15 protein-coding genes are annotated in these 17,687 nt (G+C 34.2%); 14 read left to right on the top strand and 1 reads right to left on the bottom strand.

What is annotated here, in order from left to right; all coding sequences use genetic code 11:
• Window position 1 precedes the first annotated feature (1 nt).
• The 14 genes from QLS65_RS12005 to QLS65_RS11940 all read left to right on the top strand — a co-directional run bounded on the left by QLS65_RS12005 (window position 2) and on the right by QLS65_RS11940 (window position 16,719).
• A complete protein-coding gene (locus QLS65_RS12005; protein WP_282718011.1) occupies window positions 2-1,120 on the top strand; it encodes a polysaccharide biosynthesis C-terminal domain-containing protein in 1,119 nt (372 codons plus the stop codon).
• 24 nt (window positions 1,121-1,144) lie between these two features.
• Window positions 1,145-2,284 carry a non-hydrolyzing UDP-N-acetylglucosamine 2-epimerase gene (gene wecB, locus QLS65_RS12000; protein ID WP_282718009.1) on the top strand — a complete coding sequence of 380 codons (1,140 nt, stop codon included), beginning with the start codon at window positions 1,145-1,147 and terminating at the stop codon, window positions 2,282-2,284.
• Window positions 2,285-2,295: 11 nt separating this feature from the next.
• Window positions 2,296-3,501, top strand: coding sequence for a glycosyltransferase family 4 protein (locus tag QLS65_RS11995; protein ID WP_282718007.1), 1,206 nt, complete (start codon window positions 2,296-2,298; stop codon window positions 3,499-3,501).
• On the top strand, window positions 3,494-4,102 hold the full coding sequence (locus QLS65_RS11990) for a sugar transferase (protein ID WP_282718003.1): 609 nt from the start codon (window positions 3,494-3,496) through the stop codon (window positions 4,100-4,102). Before QLS65_RS11995 ends, QLS65_RS11990 begins: the two co-directional genes overlap by 8 nt.
• A 6-nt stretch (window positions 4,103-4,108) precedes the next feature.
• Window positions 4,109-4,753, top strand: coding sequence for an acetyltransferase (locus QLS65_RS11985; RefSeq protein WP_282717997.1), 645 nt, complete (start codon window positions 4,109-4,111; stop codon window positions 4,751-4,753).
• 8 nt (window positions 4,754-4,761) lie between these two features.
• Window positions 4,762-5,316 (top strand): sugar transferase, encoded by a 555-nt coding sequence (locus tag QLS65_RS11980; RefSeq protein WP_282718190.1) that lies wholly within the window; start codon window positions 4,762-4,764, stop codon window positions 5,314-5,316.
• Between the two features lie 19 nt (window positions 5,317-5,335).
• Complete coding sequence (locus QLS65_RS11975; RefSeq protein WP_282717992.1) at window positions 5,336-6,478, top strand: DegT/DnrJ/EryC1/StrS family aminotransferase; 1,143 nt, start codon at window positions 5,336-5,338, stop codon at window positions 6,476-6,478.
• Window positions 6,479-6,709: 231 nt separating this feature from the next.
• Complete coding sequence (locus tag QLS65_RS11970) at window positions 6,710-7,501, top strand: polysaccharide biosynthesis/export family protein (protein ID WP_282711683.1); 792 nt, start codon at window positions 6,710-6,712, stop codon at window positions 7,499-7,501.
• A 9-nt stretch (window positions 7,502-7,510) separates the two neighbouring features.
• On the top strand, window positions 7,511-9,886 hold the full coding sequence (locus tag QLS65_RS11965) for a GumC family protein (protein WP_282717991.1): 2,376 nt from the start codon (window positions 7,511-7,513) through the stop codon (window positions 9,884-9,886).
• A gap of 178 nt (window positions 9,887-10,064) precedes the next feature.
• Complete coding sequence (gene rfbC, locus QLS65_RS11960; RefSeq protein ID WP_282717990.1) at window positions 10,065-10,613, top strand: dTDP-4-dehydrorhamnose 3,5-epimerase; 549 nt, start codon at window positions 10,065-10,067, stop codon at window positions 10,611-10,613.
• 298 nt (window positions 10,614-10,911) lie between these two features.
• On the top strand, window positions 10,912-11,775 hold the full coding sequence (rfbD, locus tag QLS65_RS11955) for a dTDP-4-dehydrorhamnose reductase (RefSeq protein WP_282711680.1): 864 nt from the start codon (window positions 10,912-10,914) through the stop codon (window positions 11,773-11,775).
• A 357-nt stretch (window positions 11,776-12,132) separates the two neighbouring features.
• Window positions 12,133-13,179 carry a dTDP-glucose 4,6-dehydratase gene (rfbB, locus tag QLS65_RS11950; RefSeq protein WP_282718189.1) on the top strand — a complete coding sequence of 349 codons (1,047 nt, stop codon included), beginning with the start codon at window positions 12,133-12,135 and terminating at the stop codon, window positions 13,177-13,179.
• 111 nt (window positions 13,180-13,290) lie between these two features.
• Complete coding sequence (rfbA, locus tag QLS65_RS11945; protein WP_282711679.1) at window positions 13,291-14,160, top strand: glucose-1-phosphate thymidylyltransferase RfbA; 870 nt, start codon at window positions 13,291-13,293, stop codon at window positions 14,158-14,160.
• Window positions 14,161-14,763: 603 nt separating this feature from the next.
• The gene (locus QLS65_RS11940; RefSeq protein WP_428831879.1) at window positions 14,764-16,719 is read left to right on the top strand and encodes a polysaccharide biosynthesis protein; all 1,956 of its coding nucleotides are present in this window, start codon (window positions 14,764-14,766) and stop codon (window positions 16,717-16,719) included.
• A 73-nt stretch (window positions 16,720-16,792) separates the two neighbouring features.
• On the opposite strand, the gene QLS65_RS11935 is transcribed toward QLS65_RS11940, so the two are convergent.
• Window positions 16,793-17,533, bottom strand: coding sequence for a tyrosine-protein phosphatase (locus tag QLS65_RS11935; protein ID WP_282711676.1), 741 nt, complete (start codon window positions 17,531-17,533; stop codon window positions 16,793-16,795).
• Window positions 17,534-17,687 lie beyond the last annotated feature (154 nt).

The raw sequence follows: 17,687 nt of genomic DNA, 5'->3' as shown, positions 1-17,687 counted from the left end.
AATGCTAAGAGTAGGAATTACAGGACAGGCTGGGTTTGTCGGGAAACATTTGTATAATACACTTGGGCTATTCCCGGAGGAATTTCAACGAGTTAGTTTTCAAAAAGAGTACTTTGGAGATCCGGAAAAGCTGAATGATTTTGTTTCCAATTGTGATGTCATAGTACATCTTGCGGCAATGAACCGTCATTCTGATCCACAAGTTATTTATGATACCAACTTAGATTTGGTTGAGCAATTAATTTCCTCGTTGGAAACTACTGAAAGTAAAGCGCATGTGTTATTTTCTTCTTCCACACAAGAAGAAAGGGATAATCTTTATGGTAAATCTAAGAGGCAAGGTCGCGAAATGATGGCTTCTTGGGCTGAAAAAGCTGGTGGAGAATTTACAGGATTATTGATTCCTAATGTATTTGGACCGTTCGGATTGCCAAATTATAATTCTGTTGTTGCTACATTCTGTCATAAAATAGCCCATAATGAAATGCCCATAATTGATGTGGATGGTGATTTAAAATTGATTTATGTAGGCGAATTGGTTGACAAAATCTTAAAGGAAATCAGAAGTAGTACAAGTAAGTCGGAGATTTTAGTGCCACATACTTCTGAAGCAAAAGTTTCTAAAATTCTTTCTTTACTAAAAAAATACAAAGACGAATATCAAGAAAAAGGAATTATCCCAGAATTGAATAACAGATTTGAAGTCAATCTCTTCAATACGTTCCGTTGTTATATGGATATTCCGAATCATTTTCCCGTAAAATTCACGCAACATACCGATCCAAGAGGTGCTTTTGTTGAGGTAATTCGTTTAAATGTTGGCGGTCAAGTTTCGTTTTCAACAACCGTTCCGGGAATCACGAGAGGGAATCATTTTCATACCCGAAAAATCGAACGTTTTGCGGTAATTAAAGGGAATGCATTGATTCAATTAAGACAAATTGGAACAGATGAAACGCTGGATTTTTATTTAAATGGTGATGAACCAGCCTATGTTGACATGCCAGTTTGGTATACACATAATATCAAAAACGTTGGAGAAGAGGAATTATACACCATTTTTTGGATTAATGAATTCTATGATCCGAACGATCCCGACACTTACTTCGAAAACGTATAATCAAGAAAATATATCCAAGTTAGCATGAAAGCAAAACTAAAAGTAATGACCGTGGTCGGTACCAGGCCAGAAATTATTCGCCTTTCTCGAGTTATGAACGCCTTAGATAATTCAGAAGCAATCGAGCACGTAATAGTTCATACGGGACAGAATTATGATTATGAATTGAATCAGATTTTCTTTGACGATCTTGGAATTCGCAAGCCTGACTTTTTCTTAAATGCTGCCGGAGCTACAGCTACAGCAACAGTAGGGCAGATTTTAATTAAAATTGATCCTTTGCTAGAATCCGAAAATCCCGATGCGTTTTTAGTTTTAGGAGATACAAATAGCTGCCTTTGCGCTATTCCTGCCAAAAAAAGACATATTCCAATTTTCCATATGGAAGCAGGAAATCGTTGTTTTGATCAACGTGTTCCCGAAGAAACAAACAGAAAAATTGTAGATCATGTTTCTGATATTAACTTAACTTACAGCGATATCGCAAGAGAATATTTGTTGCGTGAAGGATTGCCAGCAGACCGAATAATAAAAACAGGTTCACCAATGTTTGAGGTTTTGCACCATTATCTTCCGTCAATTAAATCTTCAGATGTTTTAAAACGCTTGCAATTGGAAGAAGGAAAGTTTTTTGTAGTTTCTGCCCACAGAGAAGAAAATATAAATAGCGAGAAAAACTTTCAAGGTCTTATGGATAGCTTGAATTTAATTGCAGAAAAATATGACTACCCAATTATTGTAAGCACGCATCCGCGAACGCAAAATATGATTGATAAAAAGAAAATCGAAATGCATAAGAATGTTCAGTTTTTAAAGCCGCTTGGTTTTAATGACTATAACGCATTACAAATGAAATCATACGCTGTTCTTTCTGATTCAGGAACTATTTCTGAAGAATCTTCAACGCTAAATTTCAAAGCTTTAAATATCAGAGAAGCGCACGAAAGACCGGAAGCGATGGAAGAAACATCCGTAATGATGGTTGGTTTAAATCCTGAAAGAATTATGCAAGGATTGGTTCAATTGCAATACCAAAAAATTGGAGAAGAACGAAACTTCAGGCCAGTAGCGGATTATTCTATGCCCAATGTATCTGAGAAAATGGTACGTATTATTTTGAGTTATACCGATTATGTGAAACGAACGGTTTGGAGAGAACAATAACAAAATAGCACATGAATGTACTCTTTTTGACTATGGTTAAAATAAATTCCTTAACTGACAGAGGAATTTATACCGATCTTCTTCGTAAGTTTCACGAAGAAGGTCATCACGTTTTTGCTGTATGTCCTGTAGAACGTCGCGAGAAAAAGAAGACAACTGTCAGAAAAGAAAAAGAAGGTACGATCTTAAATGTTCAAACATTGAACCTTCAAAAAACCAATATTGTAGAAAAGGGTTTGGGTACGCTTGCCATAGAATATCAATTTTTGTCAGCAATAAAAAAGTACTTTTATGAAGTAAAATTTGACTTAGTTGTTTATTCAACGCCACCAATTACTTTTTATAAAGTGATTCGTTTTATTAAAAAAAGAGATCAGGCTTATTCGTATTTATTGCTTAAAGATATTTTCCCTCAAAATGCAGTAGATATGAAAATGCTGAAGGAAAATGGTGCTTTACATAAAATTTTTTTGAAGAAGGAAAAAAAACTATATGCTATTTCGGATACAATCGGGTGTATGTCTGACGCCAATAAAACATATATTTTAAATCATAATCCACAAATCGCCTCAGAAAAGGTCGAAATCAATCCTAATACCGTAGAGCCAATCTCTTTTATTCAGACAGCGTCTGAAAAAAATGCGGTGCGTGAAAAATATAACCTTCCAACCGACAAAAAGATTTTTGTCTATGGAGGAAATCTAGGAAAGCCACAAGGAATTGACTTTCTATTGGAAACAATCACAGCATTAGTCTCTGAAAATGTATTTTTTCTTATAGTAGGATCGGGAACAGAATATATCAGAATCGATAAATGGTTCAACGAAAATAATCCAAAAAATGCTCTGCTTCTTGCAGGACTTCCAAAACAGGATTATGATTCTTTATTAAATGCTTGTGATGTAGGATTAATATTTCTCCATAAAGACTTTACGATTCCAAATTTTCCATCAAGATTACTTTCCTATCTCGAGATGAAAATGCCAATTATTGCAGCAACCGACGCTAATACCGATATCGGAACTGTAATTCAAGAAAATAATTGCGGTCATTGGGTGATTTCCGGCGACATTCAAGAAATGAAAAAAGCAATTGTAGATTTAATATCTGACGAAACAGTTTGTAATGAAATGAAGGAAAATGCATGGAATTTGCTAGATAAAAATTACAAGGTGGAGCGATCGTATAATTTAATAAAGGATAAAATTCATGTATAAATCATTTTTTAAGCAGATGCTTGATTTTACATTAGCGCTTATTGCCCTGGTTTTTATTTCGCCTCTAATTTTACTGTTGATTTTGTTTTTGGCAATTGCTAATGATGGAAAACCTTTTTTTGTGCAAAAAAGACCAGGAAAAAGAGGGAAGATATTTTCTATTGTCAAATTTAAAACGATGAATGACAAAAAAGATAAAAATGGCAATTTACTATCTGATGCAGATCGATTGACCAAAGTCGGGCAATTTGTACGAAAGACGTCTTTGGATGAAATTCCGCAATTGATTAATGTTTTAAAAGGAGATATGAGTTTGATCGGGCCAAGACCATTGTTGCCACAATACCTAGAACTTTATTCTGATTTTCAAAATAGAAGGCACGAAGTAAGACCAGGAATTACAGGTTGGGCTCAAGTAAATGGGAGAAATGCAATTAGTTGGGAAAAGAAATTTGAGTACGACGTTTGGTATGTTGACCAGCTTTCATTCCTATTAGATATAAAAATAATACTTCTTACCTTAAAAAAAGTATTTATCCGTGAAGGAATATCCCAAGATGGACAAATGACAATAGAAGCTTTTACAGGAACAAAAAAATAAAATTAAATGAAAAATATTGCAATCATTGGAGCTGGTGGATTTGGAAGAGAAGTAAAAACCATACTAGATTCTATTAATAAGATTATTCCAACGTATAATTTCTTAGGATTTTATGATGATGGATTTGAACAAGGTGAAATTGTGAACGGACATCCAGTTTTAGGCAACGTTGAAGCTATTAATGCTGTTAGTCAGGCTTGTTCAATTGTAATTGCAATTGCAGATCCAAAAACAAAATTCACTATTTTTTCTAAAATTAAAAATCAGAACATCTCATTTCCTACTATAATTCATCCTAATACATTGATTTCTGATGATTTTGTTGAGATCGGTAATGGAAACATTATTTGTGCGGGTTGTATTATTACATGTAATATTGTGATTAAAGATTTTGTAATTTTAAACTTAATGTGTACTGTTGGGCATGATACCATAATATCTTCATTCTCTTCTTTTATGCCTTCAGTAAATATTTCTGGAGAAGTTCTGATTCATGAAAAAGTGTACGTAGGTACTGGAGCTAAAATTATCAATCAACTCGAAATCGGACAAAGTACTATTGTAGGAGCTGGAGCAGTCGTTTCAAAATCTCTCCCTGAATATTGCACTGCAGTGGGTATCCCTGCAAAGCCAATTAAATTCCATAATTAACAATAACTATAATTTTGGAAGCTAAGAAGCGTCTGTTTGATGTGTTATGTTCCTTGATCGGGATTCTTTTAATGGGAATACCTATGCTCATCTTATTTGTCTTAGCAAGTATTGATACAAAATCAAATAATTTTTTTTTTCAAACCAGAGTAGGGCAATTTGGGAATTTTTTTACAATATGCAAATTTAAAACTGTAGATCCAGTCAGTGGAAAAATTTCTTCCTTTGGAAAATTTCTCAGAAAATCAAAACTGGATGAATTACCACAATTGCTTAATGTTTTAGTAGGCGATATGAGCCTTGTTGGACCAAGGCCTGATATTCCGGGTTACTATGACAAATTGGAAGGCCAAGCTCGAAAGATTCTAGAATTAAAACCTGGTATCACCAGTTTAGCCTCTATAAAATACAGAAACGAAGAATACTTGCTGTCTAAACAAGAAAACCCTTTGCGATATAATGACGAAATTTTATTTCCTGACAAGGTTAAGATGAATCTTGAGTACTATTATAACCGTACATTTTTGTTAGACCTGCGGATAATAATCAAAACTTTTATTTAATTTTAATTAAAAAACACTAATGGTCAATTCTAAAATATGGCTGTCTTCACCACATATGGGAGGCACTGAGCAGAATTATGTAAACGAAGCTTTTGCAACAAATTGGGTAGCGCCACTGGGGCCTAATGTAAATGGTTTTGAAAGTGATTTGGAAAATTACCTTCAAGCAGATGTAAAAGTTGGAGCATTAAGTTCAGGAACTGCTGCAATTCATTTGGGGCTTATTATTTTAGGTGTTCAAGCTGGAGACGAGGTGATTTGCCAAAGCATGACTTTTTCTGCATCTGCCAATCCTATTATGTATCTAGGCGCTATTCCCATATTTATCGATAGTGAAATTGAAACTTGGAATATGTGTCCCATTGCACTTGAGGAAGCTATTAAAGACCGAATTGCAAAAGGTAAAAAACCAAAAGCGATCATCGGTGTCCACCTTTACGGAATGCCGTATAAAGTTGATGAAATCCATGCTGTAGCTAAAAGATATGATATTCCCGTACTTGAAGATAGCGCAGAAGCGCTAGGGAGTCACTATAAAGGCCAAAAATGTGGTACTTTTGGGGATATGGGAGTGCTGTCTTTCAATGGCAATAAAATTATTACTACTTCAGGTGGTGGTGCTCTTGTCATAAAGAATCTAGCCATGAAGGACAGAGTGGTTTTTTTATCAACACAAGCTCGAGATGATGCGCCACATTATCAGCACAGTGAAGTAGGCTATAATTACCGAATGAGTAATATTAGTGCTGGAATAGGTCGTGGACAAATGGAAGTTTTGGATGCACATGTCGCATTGAGACGTCAAATGCATGAATTCTATGTGTCTTACTTTTCTAATATTAAGGGTGTTACTGTTTTGACAGAGCCTGATCAGGACTATTTTTCGAACCATTGGTTAAGTGCTATTGTAATTGATCCAGCTTTGACTACCGGAATAACAAGTGAAGATTTACGATTGGCAATGGAAGCGGAAAATATTGAAAGCCGACCGTTATGGAAACCGATGCATTTGCAACCCATTTTTCAGGATTACCCTTATTATGGTTCTACAATAGCCGAGACACTCTTTAAAAATGGTTTATGCCTTCCATCCGGTTCCAATTTAGATGATGAAGCGCGTGCCCGAATTAGAAGTGTTCTTGTAAAACTTATGGGTACATAAAATTATATTTTAAAGGAGCTGATTTAAGAATGAATGAAAAAACATACAAAGTGTTGATTTTCAATCAGTCTGATTGAGTTGTTTTTTTTTAATAAATTAGACAATGAATTTTAATAAATTAAAAAGTAGTCTGAGTGGTTTTTTTAGTTGTAATAAGGTCCTAATACTTATATTTGCAGCCATAAAATAAAATTTTAACAAGTAGTTCCATTAAAAAATAAAATATTATATATGAAATATTTTCACTCCATAAAAAAGATAGTTGTGTTATTCTTCCTATTCTTATTTTTTTCATGTGCCTCTAGAAAAGATATTGTTTATTATCAAAACATTGATAGTTCACAGAATCAAGAAAAGGGAAGTTCTTATGAAATTAAATTACAGCCGGATGATTTGTTGATGATTATTGTTTCTGCAGAAGATCCTGAAATCGCAGCTCCTTTTAATCTAAAAACCATTAGTGTTGTAAGCATTGATCGACAAGATATTCAAGGCCAACAATCGGCTCAATTGTATTTGGTTGATGCAATGGGGAATATTGATTTTCCAATTCTTGGAAAATTAAAAGTTAGTGGTATGACCCGCACTGAACTTTTGGGAATGTTGCACGAAAAAATTTCAACATACATTAAAAATCCAATCGTTAACCTTCGTGTGATGAATTTTAAAGTTTCTTTACAAGGAGAAGTTAATGCGCCCGGTGTTTATCCGATAGTTTCAGAGAGAGTTACGTTAATAGAAGCGTTGAGTATGGCTAAGGATCTAACTATATATGGGAAAAGAAATAATATTTTGATCATCAGGGAGGTTGACGGTGTAAAATCCTATAATAGAGTCGATATTACCAACACGGAATTTATAAATTCTCCTTTCTATTATTTATCCCAAAATGATGTCGTTTATGTCGAGCCTAATAAAAGCAGAGTAAATGGCGCTGCTGTAGGTCCAAATACAGGGGTAATTATTTCTGTTTCCTCTCTGCTTATTACATTAATCACACTAATTATTACCTCTTCAAAATAAATCGATTTTATGGAAAATAATACATCAAACGAAAGCATGGAACAGGATTTTCAAATAAGAGCTGTGTTATATCAGTATGCGTCTCATTGGAAATGGTTTGTATTGGGTATTTTCATCAGTTTATTGACAGCCTATGTCTATTTGAGGTACAGTACTCCTCAATATCAAGCTTCTACCACGATTTTAGTGAAAGATGAAAAGAAAGGTGGTATGCTTTCGGAATTGTCCGCTTTTTCAGATATGGGAATTGGTGGTGGAATAAAAAATAATCTTGATAATGAGATTGAAATATTAAAGTCAAGATCACTGATTGAAAGTACCATCAAGAAGATGAATTTGAATATTGCATTGATTGTTGAGGGTAAAATAATCAGTACTGAACTGTTCAAAAGCGCACCAATTCTGGTAAGCTTTACGGATCATAAGCCAGGTTTTTTTGAAAATAAAATGGCTTTTGAGTTTAAGGGTGTTACTCCTACTACATTTAAATTAGTGGATTCTTCAGAAGGAAGAAATATAGTACTGGAGAAAAAAGAAGTGTTTAAATATGGAGAGACTATTAGGACTAAGTACGGGACTTTGGTGATTAATAAACTGGGTGACGCTATGGGTGCTTTTCATGTAAATGGGACTCCGATTGCTATTTTAATCACTCCTCTCAAAAATGTAGTGCAAAGCTTTAAAAACAGATTGAAAGTTAATCCATTAAGTAAAACAAGTAGTGTTGTTGAAGTTTCAATTGTTGACCCTGTATTGGAAAAAGCCGAAGATTTTTTAGATAATTTAGTGCTCAACTACAATCAGGATGCTGTAGCGGATAAGAATTTTATCTCTGAAAACACCTCACTATTTATTAACAACAGACTTGCATTAATAACGGATGAACTTGATGGTGTTGAACAAAATGTTCAAAATTTTAAAACTACAAACAGGTTAACTGATATTGAAACTGAAGCAAAACTTTTTATAGAAGGATCGAGCGAGTATGATAAAAAAGTGGTAGAAACAGATATTCAATTGAATGTAATTAGTTCTATGTTGGATTTCATGAGGAAGAGTAAAAAATCAGATTTATTACCTACAAATATCATAACTGGTGAAGGTGACGCTTCTGAGTTAGTTAATTCATACAACCAATTAGTATTGGATCGAAACAGGATTCTTAAATCGGCTACTGAAGCAAATCCGTCCGTAATTAAAATTGATGAACAGTTATCTGCTTTAAAGTCAAATGTGGCCACCAGTTTGATGCGAATGCAATCCAGTTTGAACATACAAAAACGTGATTTAAATAGTCAGGAAGGGCTTTTGAATAGTAAAATTGGAAAAATACCAGTTCAGGAAAGGCAGTTTAGAGTCATTGCCCGTCAGCAGAAAGTAAAAGAAGAGTTGTATTTGTATTTGTTGCAAAAAAGAGAAGAGACTGCCATCTCTTTGTCGGCAACAGAGCCCAATGCCAGAGTAATTGATGCCTCAGAGGGCTCCAAGATTCCTGTAGCGCCAAAAAGGAGTATTATTTATTTGGGTGCTTTATTGTTAGGGATTCTTGTTCCATTAGTGATTATATATTTGATTGATTTATTGGATACCAAGATAAAAAGCCGTCTTGATTTAGAAGGAAAAACGCTAGTTCCTTTTATTGGTGATGTACCTACCTCTGATTCGCATTCTGAGATTATGCAATCAGAAAGCCGAACTAGTTCGGCAGAAGCCTTGCGTATTATCAGAACAAATCTTGAATTCATGATAAGCAATGTTACTGAAAATCTAGCCAAAACTATTTTTTTAACATCTACTTTTCCGAGTGAAGGTAAAACCTTTGTATCTGTTAATCTGGCAGCTACTTTTGCTTTGTCAGGTAAAAAAGTGTTATTGATAGGAATGGATATCCGTAATCCAAAATTAGATGAGTATTTAACAGTGCCAGATAAAGGTGTTACTAATTATTTGTCATCAAAAGATTTAAAAATTGAAGATTTAATCGTTAAACATCCAGATTATGAGAACTTTTATATCTTGCCTGCCGGTATAATACCTCCTAATCCTGCAGAACTCTTGATGAATAATAAGGTGGATGTAATGTTTGAAAATTTAAAAAAACAGTATGATTATATTATTGTTGATACTGCACCAGTCAGTCTAGTGACTGATACTTTATTGATTGCCAAACACGCTGATTGTTTTGTTTATGTGGTACGTGCAAATGTTTTGGAAAAACACATGCTACACATACCAAATACACTATATAGAGAGAATAAACTTCCTAATATGTGTATGCTTCTTAATGATACCGATTCTACTAAAGGTTATGGCTATGGTTATGGCTATGGTTATGGGGTGAAGGTGGAAAAAATACCTTGGTATAAAAAATTATTGAAAATATAATTATTTTATTTGTTTAAAAACCTAAAAAAGTTTAGAAGAAATGTTTCTTTTGAACTTTTTTGGGTTGTATCCAATTCCTTTATTCTGATTTTTTTGGATGTATCTAATGAAAAAAGCTACTTAAACCGGAAAAACAGTATTGAAACAATTTCCCGCAATTATAAAATAAAAGTATCGAATGATCATTGAAAAAACAACTATAAAAGATTTAGTACTTGTTACTCCAGCAGTTTATGAGGATTCAAGAGGATATTTTTTTGAAGCTTACAATCAAGTTCAATTTAATGCGAATGGACTTGAATATCCCTTTGTACAAGATAATCAGTCGTTCTCTAAACGTGGTGTGATTCGTGGATTGCATTTGCAAATGAATCCTTTTGCTCAAGCTAAATTGGTACGTGTCTTAGAGGGGGAAATTCTTGATGTCGCAGTAGATTTACGAAAAAAATCAGCTACCTACGGGCAGCATTTCAGTGTTGTTTTGAGTGCGAAAAATAAAAAACAATTGATGGTTCCTCACGGCTTTGCTCATGGTTTTTCAGTTTTGAGTGAAACAGCCTCAGTTATGTATAAGGTAGATCAATTGTATCATAAAGAAAGTGAAAGAGGTATCCGTTATGATGACCCCGCTTTAGCAATTGACTGGCAATTAGATGCTAATGAAATTATTGTTTCAGAAAAGGATTTAATTTTACCTGGTTTTAACGAAATAGATTGGGAGTTTTAATAGTTAACCGTTAAGTTTACAAAGAAGTCACTAGGACCACAAACACTTTAGAATATGTGGTTTAACTCTTTGAAAGTTTTAAAAGTGCTTAAGAATTAAAGTAGTTGTGAAATAATTTTTCGTTTTACCCTATCCCTAAAGTGAGGTAAAAATTCAAAACGTAAATTTGTTTTGACACTAAGAAGAGTAGTAGTGAAGTGTGTTTCTAAAAGCTCAGGATGAATGGTTTTGGGTTCAAAAAATAGTGTGCAAGGGTAATTATAAAACGTGTCTGTGTCTTAGAAATTTAAAAGATTAAATGAAAAAAATAGTAGTTACCGGATCCACTGGGCAATTAGGTTCTGAATTGGCTGTTTTGTCAAAAAACTTTACTCAGTTTGAATGGTTTTTTACCGATAGAAATGAGCTGGATTTGTGTGATTTAGAAGCTTTAGAAACTAAATTAACTACAATTAATCCACAATTTATCATTAATTGTGCTGCCTATACTGCTGTGGATAGAGCAGAGTCTGAGCCTGAATTAGCGGCTGTTTTAAATCACCAAGCAGTTGCTGTGATTGCAAAATGGAGTCAGGCCAATGGCTGTAAACTATTACATATTTCTACCGATTATGTTTTTGATGGAACAGCGGCAATTTCTTTGACGGAAATGGCACAAACCAATCCTATCAATGTGTATGGGGTAACTAAGTTAGCAGGAGAAAAGGCTTCTCTGGAACAAAATCCGAATGCAATTGTTATCAGGACTTCTTGGGTGTATTCCAGTTTTGGAAATAATTTTGTAAAAACGATGTCCCGATTGATGCAAGAAAGGGATAGTTTACATGTTGTAAATGATCAGATAGGAAGTCCTACTTATGCAGCCGATTTGGCTCAAGCGATCATGGCGATAATTACACATGGTAATTGGCAGGCTGGTATTTATAATTTTTCCAATGAAGGAGCGATTAGTTGGTATGAATTTGCATTGGCAATACAAGAGATTGGAGGTTTTGATTGTGAAATCAGCGGAATTTCTTCCTCGGAATATCCAACACCGGCAAAACGCCCTCAATACTCTTTATTGGATACCACTAAGATTAGGTCTGTTTATGGGGTGGAGGTGTCTGATTATGAAGCCAGTTTGAGGAAATGTATGGTATTGTTAGCGTTTCAGAAGTAAGCATAGGAAAAACTATGGCGGTAGGGAGATTCATGTGTCTTGATTATCCGAACTGATTTTCTATTGTAAATCCCTAGTTAAAATAAAATTATTTTCTTTTGCTTGATTTAAAAAGAAATAAAAAAATGAAGTCATCGCTCCCTCGTAGGTCAAATTAGTTTTCGAATGCTAAAAGAAAAGAACTCGTTGCGCTCAAACAGCTTTTCTTTTACGGATTCTTCAAACATTTGACGCTCGACTGCGGCAGCTAAGGGCATATAGATCAAGGGAATAATGCCATTTATTTGATTTATAATAACTTTTGTTAAAATAATAATTATCCCTTGAGCTGAGGAGTAATAAAATATAGAAATAATGATAAAAAAAATATTAATTACTGGTGGTGCCGGTTTTATAGGTTCCCATGTAGTACGACTTTTCGTTAACAAATATCCTCAGTATCAAATTTTTAATTTGGATGCACTTACCTATGCCGGGAATCTGGAAAATATTGTTGATATAGAAAAAGAGTCCAATTATACCTTCATAAAGGGAGATATCGTTGATGCGTCATTTATCGATCAATTATTTGCTGAGCATCAATTTGATGGGATTTTACATTTAGCTGCCGAATCCCATGTTGATCGTTCTATAACTGATCCCTTATCTTTTGTGAAAACAAATGTTATAGGAACGATGAATTTGTTAAATGCGGCTAAAACTATTTGGCATGGTAATTATGAAGGAAAACGTTTTTATCATATCAGTACCGATGAGGTTTACGGTAGTTTGGGTTCAGAAGGTTTGTTTACAGAGACTACCGCCTATGCCCCTAATTCTCCTTACTCTGCTTCTAAAGCGAGCTCAGATCATTTTGTAAGAGCGTATGGGGAAACGTATGGCTTGCCTTATGTATTGACGAATTGTTCCAATAATTATGGGCCCTATCATTTTCCAGAGAAATTAATTCCTCTGTTTATTAATAATATTATTCAAAATAAACCTTTACCCGTATATGGTGATGGGAAATATACTCGTGATTGGCTTTTTGTTGAAGACCATGCCGTAGCGATTGATTTAGTATTTCATGAAGGTGTCAATCACGATACCTATAATATTGGCGGGTTTAATGAATGGCAAAATATTGATTTAGTGCAGTTGCTTTGCAAAATAATGGATGAAAAATTAGGAAGACCTATCGGTAGTTCGGAACAATTGATCGCTTATGTAAAAGACCGTCCCGGGCATGATTTGCGTTATGCCATTGATGCTTCTAAGATACACAAAGAGTTGGGATGGAAGCCATCAGTTACTTTTGAAGAGGGATTAGAAAAAACCGTAAATTGGTATTTGGAAAATCAAACCTGGTTGAATAATATCACTTCTGGTGCGTATGCTACTTATTACGAAAAACAGTATCGTTAGTAATCAGTATTAAGTGTTCAGTGTACAGTGATCAGAGTGCAGTAAGCAGTGTTCAGGTTTCAGAATTTCGTTTTTTGTGAAAAATTAGTCAAAAGTTTAAAGTCAAAAAATATGAAGGGAATTATATTAGCAGGAGGCTCAGGAACCCGTTTGCACCCATTAACTTTAGCGATGAGCAAACAAATGATGCCAGTTTATGACAAGCCCATGATCTATTATCCGTTGTCTACTTTAATGATGGCTGGGATTCATGAAATATTAATTATTTCGACACCCCATGATTTGCCTAATTTCAAGAAATTATTTGGAGATGGAGCAGCATTAGGTTGTCAATTCAGTTATGCAGAGCAGGCAATCCCAAATGGATTAGCTCAAGCTTTTGTTATTGGGGAAGAATTTATAGGTAATGATAGTGTAGCTTTAGTATTAGGAGATAATATTTTCTTTGGTTCTAATATGGATGAGTTGTTGCAAACCAATACCAATCCGGACGGCGGTGTCGTATTTGCGTATCACGTTTCTGACCCCGAACGCTATGGTGTAGTTGAGTTTGATGCTAATTTCAAGGCCCTTTCGATCGAAGAAAAACCTTTGAAGCCTAAATCAAATTATGCGGTACCCGGTTTGTATTTTTATGATAATTCAGTAGTCGAAATTGCCAAAAATATCAAGCCAAGTGCCCGTGGTGAATATGAGATTACCGATGTGAACAAAGTGTACTTGGAAAAAGGAGCTTTGAAAGTGGGTATTTTAAGTAGAGGAACGGCTTGGTTGGATACCGGGACTTTTAACAGTTTAATGCAGGCAGGGCAATTTGTGCAGGTTATAGAAGAGCGTCAAGGACTAAAAGTAGGTTGTATCGAAGAAATCGCCTGGAGACAAGGTTTTATTTCAGATCAACAACTTACAGAATTGGCGGAGCCTTTGAAGAAATCAGGTTATGGGGAGTATCTTTTGGGATTGTTGAAGCATAAACTCTAGAGGACGGATTGCATATATTATTATTATTATTATTATTATTATTATTATTATTATTAAAATGGTTCTCGATACATTTTTTGTTGCGTTATACTCCACAAAACACACACACTCGAACTGACTAGAAACACTACCATTCCCGATTTTTTACTATGTGGGGCTTTCCTCTTTCAATAAGAACTCAGGGCAGGCTTAAGTCGAGACCCTTTATTATATCTCGACTGGCTCGATACTACAAAAAATATTGAACAATTTTATTATTGATGGTATAATTATTAAAAAACAATTCTCAACCCGATAGCTATCGGTATTTTTTTTCGCGTTTTACGCCACAGGATCCTCAAGTGTCGGGACAAACTGTCGAAAAACACTCTAACTGACTGAAATTTGTTGTAAAAAAACAATTGTACTTAACGGATTAGCTTATTTTATTTCACGAATTAAATATGAATTTTGGTTGATAATAAGGGATGTACTACATATCTGGTTGTATCTATTCGAAGATTAGAGTAAATTGAATCAATATGATTTTTTTTTTCATCCATTAAATGTTATTTTTGATGCATGCCAAGTAGTTAATCTTTTAAAAAAAAAACTTTGAGTACTATTAAAAACAAGGGGCTATCATCTAGTCCTAATTTTTTTTCAAGAGAAAATTTAAAATTTAATATTCATAATTTAAGCTATCTACCCAGATGGATTATTATTATGATCGATTTTTCGGTTTTAGTACTTGCGTTTTTTTTTACTATCCTAATATTTAAGGGTACTGGACTAGACTACATTATTACGCCACAAAAATATTTATTCATAAGTTGTTTCTTTGGTATTAATATTTTCTTTTTTTGGTTGTTTAGGACCTATTCTGGAATTATTAGGCACTCTTCCTATATTGACGCCGTTAAACTTTTGTTTTCACAAATGGCTGTGCTCGTTCTGTTTCTTTTCTTAAACTTTGGTTACGAGTTGTTTTATGGACAAAAAGCATTTTTAAATACTGCTTTTTTTATCAATATAGTACTTTCTTTTTGCGGATTATTTTTATATCGTGTCATAATCAAACGAACTTTTGAAATTTATTTTTCAGAACGAGGGTCGAATAAATTAATCAGAACGATAATTTATGGTACAGATGCGAATGCAATATCGGTTGCAAAAGCTTTAAAAGTTGAAACTCCTTCCCGTTTTAAAATTGTTGGTTTTGTCGATAAAAACAATCAGAACGCCACCAAAAGAATGTTGGATTTGCCCATATTGGTTAAGAAGAAAAAATTACCACCATTAATGCGTTCCGTTAATGCTCAGGCTGTTATTATTGCTGATAAAAGTTTATCAAAAGAAGAGCGATTGGTTATTGTAGATCAATGTTTAGAATTCAATTATACAGTGTACACGGTGCCATTGATTTCTGATTGGGAGAATCAAAAAGAGATTAGCCAAAAAGTAAAGAGTATTCAAATTGAAGATCTACTGGAAAGAAAGCCTATAGTGTTAGATAATAAATCAATATCCAAACAATTAAAAGATAAAACCGTTTTAATTACCGGAGCAGCAGGGTCCATAGGGAGTGAAATTGTTCGTCAAGTGTTAGGTTTTAGTCCTAAGGTTGTTATTATTTTGGATCAGGCAGAAACACCGTTGCATCACATGTGTTTGGAGATGAGTGGTTTGGATTCAAATTCTAAAATGCACACCGTTATTGCTGATGTAAGGAATAAAGAAGCTATGAATAGTGTCTTTAAGAAATATGCGCCACAAGTTGTTTTTCATGCAGCTGCTTATAAGCATGTTCCCTTAATGGAAGAAAATCCTTCTCAGGCCATTCTCACCAATGTAGAAGGGACAAAAAATCTTGCCGATTTATCGTGCTTTTATAAGGTTAAAAAATTTGTAATGGTATCGACTGACAAAGCAGTAAACCCAAGTAATGTAATGGGAGCCAGCAAAAGAATAGCTGAAAAGTATGTACAGTCTTTACAATTGAAGAGTAAGGATAACGGAGAAAAAAATGCTACAAAATTCATTACAACTCGCTTTGGAAATGTATTAGGATCTAATGGATCTGTAGTTCCATTGTTTACCAAGCAAATTGCAAATGGAGGTCCCATCACGATTACACATCCCGATATCATTCGGTATTTTATGACTATACCTGAAGCGTGTCAATTAGTTTTAGAGGCGGGAGCCATGGGTAATGGAGGAGAGATTTATATTTTTGATATGGGCAAGCCAGTTAAAATTATCGATTTGGCCCGAAAGATGATCAAGTTAGCTGGTTTTATACCAGAAAAAGATATCAAAATTGAAATTGTAGGATTGAGACCCGGGGAGAAATTATATGAAGAGTTATTGAATGATACTTCAAAAACACTTCCTACGTACCATGAAAAAATTATGATTGCTGAAGAAATTCTAGATGATTTTGAAATTTTAAATACTGATGTGGAGGAGCTTATAAGTATAGCTAATCGTTTTGATAACGACGAAATTGTTCTGAAAATGAAACGAATTGTGCCTGAGTTCAAAAGTATGAACTCGACTTTTGAATTGTTAGACAAGTAATATAAAATCATTTGCATATTAAAAAAGGCCCCAAAGATACTCTTTGGGGCCTTTTTATTTATAAAAAAATCTATCAGCCTAATTTAAAAAATTGATTATTGGCAATAGCTTCTTTGAGTGGTGTTACATCTTTAAGATTTACTTTTTGTTGGAAAGCGGCAATGTGATTGTCATGATGTACATCAGAACCTACATAGGTATACATTCCTTTTTGCAGTAATTGTTCTGCAATTTTAGTAATTCCAGCACCATAATATCCAACTACAGATAATAAATTTAGCTGGAATAAGCAGCCCGCTCTTTTTAGTTTCTGGTATTCATTAAAATCATTATGATAAAATAAGTATCGTTCGGGATGTGCCATTACTGGAATGTATCCTGCCACCTGTAAATCAAACAGTATTGAATACAGCTGAATTGGGGGGTTGATATACGACATTTCCACCAGGACATAGTTGTCTTTTAAAGTCAGTAAATTATTGGATTTGAACAGTTGTACAAACTGATCGTCCATAAGATATTCTGCGGCCGCTTTAAATGGAACAGTAATGTTGTTCTTTTCCAGTTCTAAAACCGTAGTGGCTTTTTTGTCTAGAATTTGTTCATGAGTGTTGTCCCAAACATGTTGAATTATGTGTGGAGTTGTAATAAACTCTGAAATTCCAATGTCCTGAAGCGCTTGTGTTAGTCTTAGCGTATCTCCAAAAGTTTTTGCGCCATCATCTATACCCGGTAACAAATGAGAGTGTATGTCAATATGATGCTCTGGAATTAAATCTTTAAGTATGGGTTTTGATTTTAAGAATGTAAACATGTTGCAAAGTTAATGAAAAGTGTTTGGTTTTTAGTAATCAGTTTTAAGTTTTCAGAGGCCAGAGCTGTCGTTAGAGTCCAGTTGTTTGTTTATTGTAATAAGTATCCCGAAAATTGATATTGTAAATGCGAAAATGTGAGGTATTATATTAAAA

Origin of the sequence: Flavobacterium algoritolerans (genome assembly GCF_030010385.1) — a bacterium.
Lineage (GTDB): Bacteria > Bacteroidota > Bacteroidia > Flavobacteriales > Flavobacteriaceae > Flavobacterium > Flavobacterium algoritolerans.
This window is presented reverse-complemented; position numbering and strand designations above follow the sequence as displayed.